A 15,045-nucleotide genomic window follows, 5' to 3' on the forward strand; every position below is an offset into this window, starting at 1 on the left:
TCAATTCGTGCGTATTCACGATGTTTCGTAAATTATCGTGCAGGAGCATTCATGCTGACCAGCCAACGCAAGGCCCTCATCCTCGACATCCTGCGCCGCGACGGGCAGGTCATCGCCAAGCGCGTGGCGGAGGATTTCGAGCTCTCGGAGGATACGATCCGCCGCGATCTGCGGGAGATGGCTGCGGAAGGGCTGCTGAAGCGCGTGCATGGCGGGGCCTTGCCCATTGCCCCTGAGCTGCCCGACTTCACAGCCCGCCGCGACGTCGCTTCCGACATCAAGGCGCGGCTCGGCGCGAGGGCGGCGCAGATGGTGAAGGCCGGGCAGATGGTATTTCTCGACGGCGGCACGACCACGGCGGAAATTGCCCGTCACCTGCCGCGCGACATTGCCTTCACGATCGCCACCCACAGCCCGACGATCGCCGCCGAGCTGGAACATCACCCGACGGCCGAGGTGATCCTCTGCGGCGGCAGGCTCTACAAGCATTCCATGGTGGCGACAGGCGCGGTCGCGATGGCGACGATCTCCGCTCTGCGGCCGGATATCTTCTTCCTCGGGGTGACGGCCGCTCATCCCGTGCACGGATTTTCGACCGGGGATTTCGAGGAGGCGGCGATCAAACGGCATATCGCCCGGTGTTCGGCGGAGACGCATGTGCTGCTGACGGCGGAGAAATTCGATCTCGTTTCACCTTGCACGGTGCTTGCCGCAGGCGAAGTGGCAGGACTGATCGTGCCCGCAGAAATGCCGGCGGAACGGCTTCAGCCCTACGTGGATCTCAATGTCGCAATTGCCGCAGCTTGACCCGCTTGCGGCGGAGCGGAGGAACAATGCCCGGCGGCAGCAGGCTGAGGAGCAGCGCGGCGATAAAAACCACAAGCACGAAAATACCGGTCAGGATATTGCCTAGCCCAAGCGTCAGCGCCTCCTGCAGGCGTGGCTGGACATTCGCAATGATGGCCGCGAGTGCCGGCATGCCTAGAAGTTTAGCCACCATCGATGAGAGCCAGTTCATTTCAGAGGCGGCGGCGAGAGCGCCATAGAGGGCAGCGGCATAAACAATCCCGCGCAGGATAGCGGAGGCGCCGAAGGGCCTGGTGTCATCGTCCTCGAAGGGAATGGCAAGATAAGCAAGCAGGGAAGCGAGAAACAGGAAAGCAAGCGGAAGCGCTTCAGATGCAGCGGACCATTGCAGGCGTTCGCCAGTTGCGATGAACAGCAGGAAGGGCGTGGAGGCTATAAACCACAGGGCTACCAGCAGCCCCCAAAGCCGCAGAAGCGAGAGGTAGCTCAACCGCAGCATCACAGCGCCAAACAGAATGCCCATCGCAGTCCAGACGCCTGCCGTTTTCAGCGTACCGGCCATGAATTGCACCACCGGCATGCAGGAGCCGGCCATCTCCACACAATTGGAGAGCTGCACCGCAAGCCAGGTGAAGTAATCGAAGCAGATCGTAAGGAACATCAGGAGGGTGATGCCTGTCAGCATCCACCACAAATAGCGGCCTGCGAACATCTCCTGCCCTCGCAGCTTCGGAGGAACCGTATTCACGCGCTCCGTCACGGCGAGAGACATGTCCGACCGCCGGACGCGCCTCCATTTATATTAGGCAATTCTTATTTTTTTATAACTTATATATCTAACAATGCAGCGATCGGGGCAGCGATCAGGCAAAGGCATCTGTCACCCTGACATCACCGACATGGATGCCGTTCCAGTTGCGCATCGATTTATTTGCCAGAGCGGTCAGCGCGGCATGCTCCTTGCCGCCCTTTTCGAAGTAGCGGGCAAGTGTCGCCGCAACCATGGCTTCGGCAGCGCGGGTGGTGCCGTCATCACACTTCAATGCGATCGCAATGCCCTGTTCCGGGATGGCAGCGCAGAAGACGCCTTCCGCGCCCGTTTTGCAAAAGATCCGGCCGGGGGCGATCTGCATCAGTACCGTGCAGGCGCGGCCGGTGCCGGCCACATAGAAGGGCTCGGCCATGCAGGCTTCGATCAGGCGGCGGGATGCCTTGGCGCGCAGAGGCTCCAGGCCGTTGCCGGTCGCCATCTTCGCAAAGCCATGAGCGAGCGCCTTAAGCGGCACGGCGTAAGTCGGAATGGAGCAGCCGTCGGTGCCGCAGACGTCATGACCGAGTGCGGCGCCCGTCAGGTTTTCCATGGCGTCACGGATCTGTTGCTGCAGCGGATGGTCGTAGCCGACATAACCCTTGCTATCGATGCCCTGATGGCAGCAGACGCAAACGAAGCCGGAATGTTTGCCGGAGCAATTGTTGTGAAGCGCGGTGGGCTTCTGCAGCGTGCGCGCTTGGTGGATCAACGTCTTCTGGTCCGAGGACCAGTGCGCGCCACATTCCAGTGCCTCCACGTCACGGCCGGCACGCGAGAGCATGGAGGCGGCAAGCGCCACATGTTCATCCTCGCCGCTATGCGAGGAACAGGCGAGCGCCAACTCCTTGTTGCCGAAGCCGTAGGCATCCGCTGCGCCGCTTTCGATCAGCGGCAGCGCCTGCATGGCCTTGCAGGCCGAGCGCGGGAAGACACTCGCCTCGACATTGCCGAGCGAAAAGGCGACACGGCCATCACCATCCACGACCGCAACCGAACCGCTGTGGCGGCTTTCGACAAGCGAGCCCCTGGTGACTTCGACGAGGATGGGATTGGACATGGGCAAGAATCCAGATTGTGGGCAAGGAAACTGCAGGCATAGCCTCTCACTCTCTGAAAGCCAATGGAATTTGCGCTACGTGTCTGCCGATCACAGCATCTAAACAGCCATCATACGAAGTGACTGTTGGTGCGGCAAACTATCGTTTTCCGTGCAGGCGCGATGGGGCTAAAGGTTGTGTGTCAGGACTTATTCTCATGCCATCCTCATTCTCTTCCATCATCCGCGACAGCCGCATCCGCATTCCAACCGTCACACTGGTGGCGCTCGCCTTCACCTATGCCTCCACGGTTCCCTACCAGTCGATTATCGGCATCAGCGAACTTGGAATGAGTGACGGCGCCTATTCGGCGCTGGTCTTCTTTGCTGCCGTCGTCAATGTCGCGATCAGTTTGACGCTCGGCATATGGTCGGACAGGCTGACGGAAAGACGGCCACTGGTGCTTGCGCTTTCCATTGCAGGCATCATCGGCTTCGGATCGATCGCGGTCATCCACAGTCCCACGATCTTCATCTTCTCGGTGCTGTTCCTCGTGCCGATGAGCAATTCCACCTATTCGTTGCTCTTTGCCAGCGTGCGGGCCCGCACCAACCAGCTGGCCCGTAGTGAAGCGGTCGCCATCACCTCGACGGTGCGCGCGCTCTATTCCGGTTCCTGGGCGGTGGCACCGGGGCTGGTCGGGCTTGCTCTGGTCACTTCGCCATCGATGACGCCGGCTTATGGGGTGGCGGCGGTGGCAAGCCTCATCTGCTTCTGCCTCTATTTCTTCTTCGCGCCCGGCAACGGCCCGGTGCGCGAGACGATCCCCAACCAGCCGGGCTTCTTCGCCTCACTGAAGCGAGTCTTTGCGCCCGATGTTTTCATCCGCGTCTTCGTCATGTCCCTGCTGCTCGGCCTGCAGCGGCTGAACGGCATGGTTTCGCCACTCATCGTCGTGCACTCGATCGGCGGCAGCGTCGTTGACGTCGGCTTTCTCTCAGGCCTGACGGCCTTCCTCGAAATGCCCTTCATGATGATGTGGGGCCTGGTACAGCGGCGCTTCCATACCGTGCATGTATTGGCATCAGGCACGGTGCTCTACTGCCTCTATCTGGTGCTGCTCGGCTTTGCCACCGCGCCCTGGCAGCTCTATGCGCTGCTCGGTCTCAACGCCTGCGGGGCGGCTGCCATCCTCAGCCTGCCGATCACCTATCTGCAAGACCTTATCGCCGATCGTCCGGGTCTTGGCAGCTCGCTGATCTCGCTCAACACTTTCATCGGCATCGGCGTGGCCGCAGGTGTTTTTGCGCTTGGAACGGCGGTGACGGACTATTCTGGCACGGCTTTCGTCGGCGCCGCTGTCGGCATCGTCGCCATTCTGATCCTGCTTTATCTGGAAAGCGGCAGCCGCATGCGCCAGCCGGCCCAAATTACCTTGGAGTAATGCGATAGGCGCAGCGGCGCGCACCGAGCAGGATATGCTCGCTACGCTCGACATTGGCCGAGAGCACGCTGCGGAAAGTTTCGAGCTCGGAACGGCAGAAGCCGGCGCAGACCGTCGCCGCAGCGCAAATCGGACAATGGTTTTCGACCAGCATCAATGATCCATCGTCCTCCTGCCAGCTATCGGCCATGTAGCCCTCACGGCTGCGGATGGCGGCCAGCCCCTCGACGCGGGCGGCCAGATCCGACCTGTCTGAGAGTTCGGCGCGATAGCGCTGCAGCGTTTCGTTTTCGCGGGCGGCGATGACGGTATCCAGCGCGGCGGGGCCGAGATGCGCGACAACAGTCGTCAGCAGGGTCGCCGTCAGTTCGGCATGGCCATCCGGGAAATGGCTGTTACCCTCAGCCGTCAGGTGCCAGAGCTGCCTCGGACGTCCCCTGCCCCTGGGGGCGACCGTTACGGGTTCCACAAGTCCCTCTTCCCCCATTTTGGCAAGCTGCTGACGGGCGGCCTCACCTGATATGCTGAGCGCATCGCCGACCGCAGCGGCAAGCTGCGGCCCTTCGGTCTTCAACAGGATCAGGATGCGGTTGACGGGAGACTGGCGCATATTTTTCCAAGCTACCTCTTGTTTTAATCCGATGCTCATGCAATTTTCCAATTCATAACTTGGAAAATAATAACGGGTCAGGAAAAACGCAAGGATTCATCATGTCCGAGACCGCCTTGGAGCCATCAGCCTCTTCAACTTCTGTCTTCCAGTTGTTTTCCCCTGCGCTGCTGCCGGCGACATTGATGCTTGGCGGCGGCATGACGATCTCTGCCGTCGAAAGCTACATCACGGCGACGATCGCGCCGAGCATCGTGCGCGATATCGGCGGGCTGGAACTTTTCTCACTCGTGACGACGCTTTATATCGCCGCGACCATACTGGGTTCGATCTTCATGGCGATGCGGCCGAGGAATATCGGGCTGCGCAGTGTCTACGTGATCGCGGCAGTGATCTTCGGCGTCGGCAGCCTGCTTTGCGCCGCAGCACCCTCGATGCCTGTCGTGCTGATCGGTCGAACGGTGCAGGGTTTCGGCACCGGTGCGCTCGCCGCCCTCTGTTACGCCTTCATTCGCTTCGTCTATCCCGAACCGCTCTGGCCCAAGGCGTCGACGCTCTATGCGGCGATCTGGGGGGTGTCGACCGTCATTGGCCCGACGCTTGGCGGCTTCTTCGCGCATAACGGCGCCTGGCGCTACGCCTTTGCCGTGCTCGTCCCGCTCAGCGTGTTGATGGCAGTGCTGGCGCCGCGGCTTTTGCCGCAGGCCGAGGACGACCGCGAACAGGCAAAGATGCCTGTCGCGCAGATCTGCCTGCTGCTTGGGGCAGTGCTGCTGGTCAGCACCGCAGGGACAACCGAGATGACGACAGCCAAGATCGGGCTGATCGCCGTTTCGGTCGTCGCCGTCGGCGTCATGCTCGTTTTGGAACGCAAGGGCAACAACCGGCTGCTGCCGTTAGGCGCGGTGACGCTGAGCCAGCCGATATCACGGGTCTATCTGACAATGATCGGCCTCAACTTCGTTCTCGTCAGCGATATCTTCATTCCCTATTTCCTGCAGGTTCTGCACGGGATAACGCCGCTGATTTCAGGCTATCTGGTGGCTCTCGTCGCCCTCGGCTGGACGGTGGCCGCCTTCTTCAGCGGCTCCTTCTCCGGCAGGAAAGCCAACGCCGCGATCGTTGCGGGCTGTGCAACCGAAGCCGCAGCGACAGCCGTGCTTGCCGTCTTCCTTGCCCGCGAGAACCCTGAAGCGCAGCTTATCATCCTTGGACCGGCAGCAGTCGCCATGTTCATGATGGGTTTTGGTGTCGGCCTCGGCTGGGCGCATCTCGTCGCCAAGGTGCTGAAGCTGGCGGCCGACAGCGAGCAGGACAAGGCTTCGGCAGCCATTCCGACGATGAGCTCGCTCGGTAGCGCCTTCGGAGCGGCCTTTGCCGGCGTCATCGCCAACGGCGCGGGACTGGTCGACCCGGGCGGAATTACGGGCGCGCTTTCGGCGGCGAGCTGGCTCTACGTGATCATGGCCTTACCGGGACTGATCGCCGTCGGCGCGGCGCTGTCGCTTACGGCATCTGCCCGAAAATCGGAATCGATTTTCGGAAAACCTGATGCGTAAATTCAAAGAGTTAGCGCGTGTTTTGTGCGTCCGAACGGACTCACGGCGCTTTAGCCGAGTTTCAGCATGATCTTGCCGATGTGGTTGCTGCTTTCCATCAGCCGATGAGCAGCTATCACGTCTTCAAAGGCAAAGGTCTCATAGATGACGGGCGCGACCGTTCCGGCTTCCAGAAGCGGCCAGACCTCGGACAAGAGATCGTCACGGATCGCCCGTTTCTCCTCCGCCGTGCGCGGGCGCATGGTGGAGCCCGTTACCGTCAGGCGCTTGACCATGATCGGTGTCAGATTGACCTTTTCGGCAACCGCACCCTGCAGAAAGGCGATGATCGAGAGGCAGCCATCTTTCGCCAGCGAGGCGATGTTCTTCTCGAAATAGGCCGCGCCGATCATGTCGAGGACGATATCGACGCCGTGGCCGGTCTCTTCCTTGATAACGGCTGCGAAATCCTCTTGCCGGTAGTTGATGGCGCGCTTGGCGCCTAGCCTCTCGCAGGCCTCGCATTTTTCCTTCGAGCCGGCGGTCGCATAGACCTCGGCGCCGAAAGCCTTGGCGAGCTGGATAGCGGTAGTGCCGATGCCGCTGGAGCCGCCATGGATCAGCACTTTCTCGCCTTCCGTCAGGCCGGCCATCTGGAAGAGGTTTGCCCAGACGGTGAAAAAGGTCTCCGGAAGAGCTGCGGCCTTCACTGCATCATAACCCCTTGGGAAAGGCAGCGCCTGACCGGCCGGCAAAAGGCAATATTCGGCATAGGCGCCGCCATTGGCGAGGCCACAGACCTTGTCGCCCAGCGAATAGCCGGTCACGCCGGGGCCGATCGCGACGACCTCGCCCGCGAGTTCCAGGCCGAGAATGGGGCTCGCATCCTTTGGCGGCGGATAGCTGCCCTGGCGCTGGGAAATATCGGGCCGGTTGATGCCAACCGCTTCGGTACGGACGAGGATCTGGCCTTCGCCGGGCACCGGCACCGGTCCGCTTGCAATGGCCATCGCCTCCGGCCCGCCGAAAGACGGCAGATCGACAAAACGCATATGCGACGGCAACGACATGGCCCGGCTCTCCCTATTCCGAAGCATTGGAGATAATTCAGGGTCTGGGACTTGGGAAGGCCGGAAGTGCCAGAGGCGTCAATTCGCCTCGCCTAACGTATGGAATACGAGGCCTTCGTCGCTCTCCTTGGCGCTCGACTTCACCTGGGCGATTTCGGCGCTGACGCGATTGATATCGTCGATAACGAGACCTTCCGGCAGTTCGAGAACGCCGATCGAGCAGCGCATCAGCGGGAAAAAGGCTTCCGCGCCGGCGCGATCGTGACCGTGGATACGGCCGGCGGCACGGTCCTCATCCGAATAGAGATCGAGCACGTCATCGTGGAAATCGCTGATGAGACGATCAAGGATTTCCGTCAGTTCCTCCTTTGTCCAGCCAACGACACCGACGAAGAAATCGTCGCCGCCGACATGGCCGAGGAAGTGACGCTCGGCAAAGAAGTAACGGCGCATCAGTGCGGCAAAGAGCGAGATCGCATGGTCGCCGAGATGAAAGCCGTAAGCATCGTTGAAGGGCTTGAAATTATCGAAGTCGCAATAGCAGAAGTGGCGCACTTCATCGCCGTCGCGTCCGGAATGGCGCATGAAATCGCGGATGGCACGGTTACCCGGCAAGCCAGTCAGCGGATTCTGGTCCTGTGCCGTCTTCAGCTGCTTCTCATTGATGACCTTGATCAACGAGGCGGCGGAGACGACGCCGGCGTAGCGCATGTTGTCGGTGAGGATCAGGCAGTTGCTGCCTTCCATATTGGCGAAGATCACCATGAGCTGATCAGCATCGCTGTCGAGGCCGACTATCGGCGCGCGCTCGACGAAATGCGAGATGGTGCGCTCATAGTCCTTGTTCTTCAGAAGGTCGCGGCCAAAGGGTTGATAGATATATTCCTTGAGGTGATGCTCGTGAATGATGCCGCGCGGCTCGCCATTGGCATTGAGAACCGGGAAATAGGCCTGGCGCGGATTGCGGCGGAACAGTTCAAAGACCGTATCAATGCCATCGCTCTCATAGACGGTCGGCAGCATTTCGATCTGCTTGCGGATGAGGATCTCGTCGAGCGACTGGCTGTTGCCCTTGTTCTTGCCTAGTTCCTGCAGGTGCGGGAAGGCAGGCACGAGTTCGGAGAGATGTGTGGACGGACGCGAGATGAACCAACCCTGCACGAGATCCACGCCATAATCGCGGCAGACGATGAACTCGGCTTCCGTCTCGATGCCCTCGGCGATCACACGAGTGCCGAGCACGTGGGCCATGTTGACGATGCTCTTCAGCAAGTGGCGCTTGCGCGGGCTGCGGTCGATATCGGCGACGAAATGGCGGTCGATCTTCAGGTAATCAACGGAATAGTCGCAGAGCAGCTTCATCTCACCATGACCGACGCCGAAATCGTCGATCGCCAGCTTGAAGCCGGCCTTGCGCAGGCGCGACACGAGATCGGCGAATTCGGGTACGCTGGTATTGTCGAAGCGCTCGGAAAACTCGAAACAAACGGAGGACGGCGGGATATTCGCCGTTTTCAGCTGCAGCAGCAGGCTCTCGACAAGACGATTGCCATGCGGGATGAGGCGAACGTCGAGATTGAGGAAAAGCGTGGCCGTCGCGAAGTTCGAGAGCGTCGCGAATTTGGCGAGCGCGCGGTTCGCGACCATCTGCTCGAGCTGCAGGAGCTGGCCGGTCTCATGGGCTTCGTCGAGGATTTCGATCGGCGTTTCGAAGCCGATACGCTCCTGTCCGCGCATGAGGGATTCATAACCGAAGACCGTGCCCGTACCGGCTTCGACAATCGGCTGAAACGCATTTTCAACGACAAGTTTGGCGAGGGTAACGATCTGATCGCTGGCATAACGACGCACGACACCCGGTTCGACGCTGGCAGCCAAAGACATGCCAATCTCCACAGTGACCTTTTCTTTTTCGGCCGGACAATGGAGCAGAAGGGTCAACGAACCCTTTCCTCAGTATGAAACTTTCATGAACGCGCAACCGCTCATGCACGCCAAGCGCTTATTAGATTTTCGAGTTTACAATCAACGGCTTATTCAGGCCGAACGGCGATGCTCGGCTTCATGATCGGCGAACATATCGGCGACGCATCTGCCGCCGCTGGGTGCGCTTTCATCGGCCAGGACTTCGCTGCGATATTCGCCCAATTTGCGGGCGGCATCCCACAAGCGCAGTGCCTCGCGCACGACTTCGCTGCTCGATGCATATCCGCCTTGATCGACAGCATCGCGAATGCCGGCTGCCTGGAGCGGTGAGATGGAAACGGTGACCATCGGCATGGAATTCTCCTCCCATTCTTTTTCGGCAGAGACTGCCTCGGGGGTCCATTTTCGGCTTCTGGGGCGACAAGCGCCAATGCCGAAGTGCCTTAGCACAGGAGGCGGCTCTTCTGCGGAGCCGGCCTTCAATCGCAGAATTTTAGTACCCCACCATGTTCTTGTCAAAAAAGAAACGGCCGAATCGGAACATCGACCCGCCTCTCTCCACAGTTTCAAGAACGGATACCTAGGCCGAAGGCGAGCATTGTCCAGCCCTGAACGACGAGATCGACCGCCAGGAAGAGACCGAGGATCCAGAGGCTATTGACGGGCCAGCCAAGCGCGATCACGAAGCCTGCGAGAGCTGTGATGAGGCCGCTCGCAACAATCCAGCCCCAGCCCTTGAGCGGCCGCATGCGCAGTCCGACGAAGAGGCGGAAGACACCGGCAATAAGCAGCGCGATGGCCAGAAACAAGGTCAAAGCGGCGGACGTGAGGATGGGGTTGATGAAGGCACAGACGCCAGCGAGCACATAGAGGATGCCACTCAACGCCCAGAAGAGCACATGATCCCAGCCGCGCACCTGGAAGGCGTGGATGAGATAGATGACACCGCCTGCCAGCATCAGCATGCCGACATAAAAGACCGAAGCGACTGTCGCCATCAGCAGGTTGCTGAGGGCGATGAGGCCACAGATGAGAAGCAGCACGCCGAGACCGACGAACCATACCCATTTCGACCGCAGCGGGGATTCGGGCATTCCGTCGTAAATATTGGCCATTGGCGCACCTCCTGATTGCTGGAGATATGCTGCAGCAATTTCTCACGAAAAGAGGTGATCCGGATCAATCCCGCGAAAGATTTTTGTTGATTGACCAGTCAATCAAAAATACGCTTCAATCCATTCTCGGGAGAAATGAGCTTGCCGAAGGTTGGAATGGAACCGGTGCGCCGCAAGGCGCTTGTGGATGCAGCGCTGCGGGTGATCGGCGATCACGGCTCGCTGACCGTCACCATGTCCGATATCGCCCGGCGGGCGGGGGTGTCGCCTGCCCTTGCCCACCACTATTTCGGCAGCAAGGAACAGCTGCTGATCGAGACAATCCGTTCCCTCTTACGCCAGCTGCGCGACGACGCGGTGACGGCACTGGGACAAGCGGCAACGCCACGGCAGCGGATCTCGGCCATCATCCGCGTCAGCTTTAACGCCGACCAGTTCGCGCCGCAGACGATTGCCGCCTGGCTTGCCTTCTATGCCGAGGCGCAGCGATCCGAAGAGACACGGCGTTTCCTCGTCATCTATGCGCGGCGCCTGCGCTCCAACCTGCTTGCGGCCCTCAAGGCGCTTTGCCCAGACGATGCCGCAGAACGCATCGCGGAGGGCGCGGCCGCGATGATCGACGGACTCTATATCCGGCAAAGTCTGAAATCGGCGCCGATCAGCATTACAGCCTCGATCGCGCTGACGGAGGATTATGTAACGATGCAGCTCGACCGCATCGGCAAATGAACAACCTCATGCCAACCAGCCAGGGAACAGCGACATGAAAGCCCAGCCGAAAGCATCGCACTTCATCGACGGGGAATATGTCGAGGATGACAGCGGCACCCTGATCGAAAGCATCTATCCGGCAACCGGTGAAGTGATCGCCCGGCTTTATGCCGCAACGCCCGCGATTGTCGAGAAGGCGATCGCGGCTGCCAAACGCGCTCAGCCGGAATGGGCGGCACTGAGCCCGATGGCGCGCGGGCGCATCCTGAAGCGCGCGGCCGAGATCATGCGTGAGCGCAACCGCGAACTTTCAGAGCTGGAAACGCTCGATACCGGCAAGCCGATCCAGGAAACTGTTGTCGCCGACCCGACCTCGGGCGCCGACGCCTTCGAGTTCTTCGGCGGCGTAGCACCGGCGGGACTGAACGGCTCGCATATCCCGCTCGGCCAGGACTTTGCCTATACGAAGCGCGTGCCGCTCGGTGTGTGCGTCGGCATCGGCGCCTGGAATTATCCGCAGCAGATCGCCTGCTGGAAGGGTGCGCCGGCGTTGGTGGCAGGTAACGCCATGGTCTTCAAGCCCTCGGAGACCACGCCGCTCGGCGCGCTGAAGATTGCCGAAATCCTGCACGAGGCCGGTCTGCCGAAGGGGCTCTACAACGTTATCCAGGGCGACCGGAACACCGGGCCGCTGCTCGTCAACCACCCCGACGTCGCCAAGGTTTCGCTGACCGGCTCGGTCCCGACCGGGCGCAAGGTGGCTGCCGCGGCAGCAGGCCAGCTCAAGCACGTGACGATGGAGCTTGGCGGCAAGTCGCCGCTGATCGTCTTCGACGACGCCGATCTCGACAGCGCCGTCGGCGGCGCGATGCTCGGCAATTTCTATTCTACGGGCCAGGTCTGCTCCAACGGCACGCGCGTCTTCGTGCAGAAGAAGATCAAGGGTGAATTCCTGAAACGGCTGAAGACGCGAACCGAAGCGATCCTCATCGGCGACCCGATGGATGAAGCCACGCAGCTCGGCCCGATGGTGTCCTGGGCGCAGCGCGAAAAAGTGCTGTCCTACATCGAGAAGGGCAAGGCCGAGGGCGCAACGCTGGTGACTGGCGGCGGTATCCCGAACCATGTGACGGGCGAAGGCTATTTTGTGCAGCCGACCGTCTTTGCCGACGTGACCGACGGGATGACGATCGCACGCGAAGAGATCTTCGGCCCGGTCATGTGTGTGCTCGATTTCGACGATGAAGCCGAGGTGATCAAGCGCGCCAATACGACGGAGTTCGGCCTCTCTGGCGGCGTCTTCACCGCCGATCTGACACGCGCTCACCGCGTCGTCGACCAGCTGGAGGCCGGCACGCTCTGGATCAATACCTACAATCTCTGCCCGGTGGAAATCCCCTTCGGGGGATCGAAGCAATCGGGCTTCGGACGGGAGAATTCGCTGGCAGCGCTTGAGCACTATAGCGAGCTGAAGACGGTTTATGTCGGCATGGGGCCGGTCGCCTCGCCGTACTGAGCCCATCCAAAATCGACGCATCCGTTGCACACGACAATCCAAAGGGAACAGCATGCAACAGGCAGATTTCGTCATCGTCGGCTCCGGCTCGGCAGGCTCGGCGCTGGCCTACCGGCTTTCGGAAGACGGGAAGAACACGGTCATTGTCATCGAGGCGGGCGGCTCGGATTTCGGGCCGTTCATCCAGATGCCGGCCGCCCTTGCCTGGCCAATGAGCATGAAGCGCTATAACTGGGGCTATCTTTCCGAGCCCGAGGCCAACCTCAACAACCGGCGCATCACCGCGCCGCGCGGCAAGGTGATCGGCGGTTCCTCCTCCATCAACGGCATGGTCTATGTGCGCGGCCATGCGGAAGACTACAATCGGTGGGAAGAGCTCGGCGCGAATGGCTGGGCCTATGCGGATGTGCTGCCCTATTTCAAGCGCATGGAGAACTCGCACGGCGGCGAGGAAGGTTGGCGCGGCACGGACGGCCCGCTGCATGTGCAGCGCGGCGTGGTGAAGAACCCGCTGTTTCACGCCTTCATCGATGCCGGAAAACAAGCGGGCTTCGAAACGACCGAGGATTATAACGGCTCGAAGCAGGAAGGCTTCGGGCTGATGGAACAGACCATCCATCGCGGCCGGCGCTGGTCGGCGGCAAGCGCCTATCTGAAGCCGGCGCTGAAGCGGCCGAACGTTGAGCTCGTCAAAGGCTTTGCGCGCAGGATCATCATCGAGAATGGCCGCGCGACGGGCGTGGAAATCGAGCGCGGCGGCGCAACCGAGATCGTCAAGGCTAATCGCGAGGTGATCGTCTCGGCCTCCTCCTTCAATTCGCCGAAACTCTTGATGCTCTCCGGCATCGGCCCCGGCGGGCATCTGCAGGACATGGGCATTGAGGTAAAGGTCGACCGGCCGGGCGTCGGCGCCAATCTGCAGGACCATATGGAATTCTATTTCCAGCAGATCTCGACCAAGCCGGTGTCGCTCTATTCCTGGCTGCCATGGTTCTGGCAGGGTGTCGCCGGTGCACAATGGCTGCTTTCCAAGGGCGGGCTTGGCGCTTCCAACCAGTTCGAAGCCTGCGCCTTCCTGCGTTCCGCGCCGGGGCTGAAGCAGCCTGATATCCAATATCATTTCCTGCCGGTCGCCATTAGCTATGACGGCAAGGCGGCGGCCAATACGCACGGCTTCCAGGTGCATGTCGGCTACAATCTATCGAAATCACGGGGCAACGTTACGCTGCGCTCCGCCGATCCGAAGGCTGATCCGGTGTTGCGTTTCAATTATATGAGCCATGCCGAAGACTGGGAGAAGTTCCGTCATTGCGTGCGCCTCACCCGCGAGATTTTCGGCCAAAAGGCCTTCGACCACTATCGCGGCCCGGAAATCCAGCCAGGCGAGAAGGTTCAGACGGACGAACAGATCGATGCGTTCCTGCGCGAGCATCTCGAAAGCGCGTACCACCCTTGTGGAACTTGCCGGATGGGATCGAAGGACGATCCGATGGCCGTGGTCGATCCCGAAACGCGGGTGATCGGCGTCGATGGCCTGCGGGTCGCCGACAGCTCGATCTTCCCGCATGTCACCTACGGCAACCTCAACGGCCCATCGATCATGACCGGTGAGAAGGCCGCGGACCATATTCTCGGCAAACAGCTGATGGCCCGCTCCAATCAGGAGCCGTGGGTCAATCCGCGCGCGGCGGTAAGCGACCGGTGATCAGTGGTAGTCTTCTTCGCGGTGGTGACCGACGGCGAGCACGATGACGGTCGCTTCGTCGATCACTTTGAGAAGAATGTCATATCCAGCTGGGCCGAACGGCACGACGACGCAGCAGCGGACCATCCGCGGAAGCGCGTCTGGCCTCAGCGGAAAATCCTGCAGTATCATCAGAGCCTTTTCGATGCCGCTGATGGCGCGTTCCGCCAGATCCGGATTGCGTTCAACTAGAAAATCGGAGGGCCGCCCAAATCCTCGTAGAAGGTTTGGGTGTACTTTGACTCGAAAGTCATTTCTGTCGCGCGACTTTGCGGGCTTTCGCCTTTTCAAGCTTTTCGCGCATCAACTCCATGACGTCGGCCGTCGTGTGATGGATACCGGTCCGTTTCGCCTCCGCCAAGCCGGCCAGCCCTCGTGCAATGAATTCGGCCTGGATCTTTCCATAATCGATCTGATGGCGCACTGAATCCTCGATCAGAGACGACAAGCCCTCGCCTTCTTTCAGAACGCTTACGGCAGCGGCGCGCAATTCAGGATCCGCGCGAAGAGAGGGAAGCGATGCGGTTTTCATGATCCGCCCCATGCATTGCAACGGCGATGCAATATGGCGGATCGCCGTGCCATGTTCGACGTCCCTCTGTCGAAGGGCATAAAAAACTAGAGCGGGATGCCAGAAAGTGTGCGCGGTTTTCGGCATCTCGCTCTTATCTTTTTGATTGAGAGACGGGTCCAGATTTCAGGTCGATGCGACCTGA

The 15,045-nt window shown here is 60.5% G+C and carries 15 protein-coding genes; 6 read left to right on the forward strand and 9 right to left on the reverse strand.

The window, feature by feature from the left end; all coding sequences use genetic code 11:
• Window positions 1-51: 51 nt before the first annotated feature.
• Window positions 52-807 carry a DeoR/GlpR family DNA-binding transcription regulator gene (locus J2X71_RS00955; RefSeq protein ID WP_310378141.1) on the forward strand — a complete coding sequence of 252 codons (756 nt, stop codon included), beginning with the start codon at window positions 52-54 and terminating at the stop codon, window positions 805-807.
• Here J2X71_RS00955 and J2X71_RS00960 read toward each other — a convergent pair.
• Both J2X71_RS00960 and J2X71_RS00965 read right to left on the reverse strand, forming a co-directional pair.
• Window positions 782-1,579: a hypothetical protein gene (locus J2X71_RS00960; RefSeq protein WP_310378143.1), complete on the reverse strand. Its 798-nt coding sequence runs from the start codon at window positions 1,577-1,579 to the stop codon at window positions 782-784. The two genes, J2X71_RS00955 and J2X71_RS00960, sit on opposite strands and share 26 nt — an antisense overlap.
• Before the next feature lie 91 nt (window positions 1,580-1,670).
• A complete protein-coding gene (locus tag J2X71_RS00965) occupies window positions 1,671-2,675 on the reverse strand; it encodes an asparaginase (protein ID WP_310378145.1) in 1,005 nt (334 codons plus the stop codon).
• Window positions 2,676-2,872: 197 nt separating this feature from the next.
• On the opposite strand from J2X71_RS00965, the gene J2X71_RS00970 reads away from it, so the two are divergent.
• Window positions 2,873-4,099: an MFS transporter gene (locus tag J2X71_RS00970; protein WP_310378147.1), complete on the forward strand. Its 1,227-nt coding sequence runs from the start codon at window positions 2,873-2,875 to the stop codon at window positions 4,097-4,099.
• Here the strand turns inward: J2X71_RS00970 and J2X71_RS00975 are convergent.
• Window positions 4,086-4,709, reverse strand: coding sequence for a metalloregulator ArsR/SmtB family transcription factor (locus J2X71_RS00975; RefSeq protein ID WP_310380022.1), 624 nt, complete (start codon window positions 4,707-4,709; stop codon window positions 4,086-4,088). The genes J2X71_RS00970 and J2X71_RS00975 overlap by 14 nt on opposite strands.
• A 101-nt stretch (window positions 4,710-4,810) precedes the next feature.
• Here J2X71_RS00975 and J2X71_RS00980 point away from each other — a divergent pair, with 101 nt between their 5' ends.
• Window positions 4,811-6,268 (forward strand): MFS transporter, encoded by a 1,458-nt coding sequence (locus J2X71_RS00980; RefSeq protein WP_310378149.1) that lies wholly within the window; start codon window positions 4,811-4,813, stop codon window positions 6,266-6,268.
• A 50-nt stretch (window positions 6,269-6,318) separates the two neighbouring features.
• Here J2X71_RS00980 and J2X71_RS00985 read toward each other — a convergent pair whose 3' ends face one another.
• The 4 genes from J2X71_RS00985 to J2X71_RS01000 all read right to left on the reverse strand — a co-directional run bounded on the left by J2X71_RS00985 (window position 6,319) and on the right by J2X71_RS01000 (window position 10,358).
• Window positions 6,319-7,317, reverse strand: coding sequence for an NAD(P)H-quinone oxidoreductase (locus tag J2X71_RS00985; protein WP_310378151.1), 999 nt, complete (start codon window positions 7,315-7,317; stop codon window positions 6,319-6,321).
• Window positions 7,318-7,395: 78 nt separating this feature from the next.
• On the reverse strand, window positions 7,396-9,201 hold the full coding sequence (locus J2X71_RS00990; RefSeq protein WP_310378153.1) for an EAL domain-containing protein: 1,806 nt from the start codon (window positions 9,199-9,201) through the stop codon (window positions 7,396-7,398).
• 153 nt (window positions 9,202-9,354) lie between these two features.
• Window positions 9,355-9,597 carry a type II toxin-antitoxin system ParD family antitoxin gene (locus J2X71_RS00995; RefSeq protein ID WP_037105511.1) on the reverse strand — a complete coding sequence of 81 codons (243 nt, stop codon included), beginning with the start codon at window positions 9,595-9,597 and terminating at the stop codon, window positions 9,355-9,357.
• Between the two features lie 212 nt (window positions 9,598-9,809).
• The gene (locus tag J2X71_RS01000; RefSeq protein ID WP_113181968.1) at window positions 9,810-10,358 is read right to left on the reverse strand and encodes an HdeD family acid-resistance protein; all 549 of its coding nucleotides are present in this window, start codon (window positions 10,356-10,358) and stop codon (window positions 9,810-9,812) included.
• A 141-nt stretch (window positions 10,359-10,499) separates the two neighbouring features.
• Between J2X71_RS01000 and betI the strand changes: the two genes are divergently transcribed.
• From betI to betA, 3 genes are read left to right on the forward strand one after another with little or no spacing between them, the layout of a single operon-like run.
• Complete coding sequence (gene betI / locus J2X71_RS01005; RefSeq protein WP_310378159.1) at window positions 10,500-11,087, forward strand: transcriptional regulator BetI; 588 nt, start codon at window positions 10,500-10,502, stop codon at window positions 11,085-11,087.
• A gap of 34 nt (window positions 11,088-11,121) precedes the next feature.
• Window positions 11,122-12,585, forward strand: a complete 1,464-nt coding sequence (gene betB / locus J2X71_RS01010; protein ID WP_310378161.1) for a betaine-aldehyde dehydrogenase — start codon at window positions 11,122-11,124, stop codon at window positions 12,583-12,585.
• 52 nt (window positions 12,586-12,637) lie between these two features.
• Window positions 12,638-14,290: a choline dehydrogenase gene (gene betA, locus J2X71_RS01015; RefSeq protein ID WP_310378165.1), complete on the forward strand. Its 1,653-nt coding sequence runs from the start codon at window positions 12,638-12,640 to the stop codon at window positions 14,288-14,290.
• Here betA and J2X71_RS01020 read toward each other — a convergent pair whose 3' ends face one another.
• Window positions 14,291-14,620, reverse strand: coding sequence for a type II toxin-antitoxin system RelE/ParE family toxin (locus J2X71_RS01020; RefSeq protein WP_310378167.1), 330 nt, complete (start codon window positions 14,618-14,620; stop codon window positions 14,291-14,293).
• On the reverse strand, window positions 14,580-14,861 hold the full coding sequence (locus J2X71_RS01025; protein ID WP_310378169.1) for a prevent-host-death protein: 282 nt from the start codon (window positions 14,859-14,861) through the stop codon (window positions 14,580-14,582). The genes J2X71_RS01020 and J2X71_RS01025 overlap by 41 nt, the downstream gene beginning before the upstream one ends.
• Window positions 14,862-15,045 lie beyond the last annotated feature (184 nt).

This window comes from Rhizobium sp. 1399, from assembly GCF_031455475.1.
In the GTDB taxonomy this organism is placed as follows: domain Bacteria; phylum Pseudomonadota; class Alphaproteobacteria; order Rhizobiales; family Rhizobiaceae; genus Rhizobium.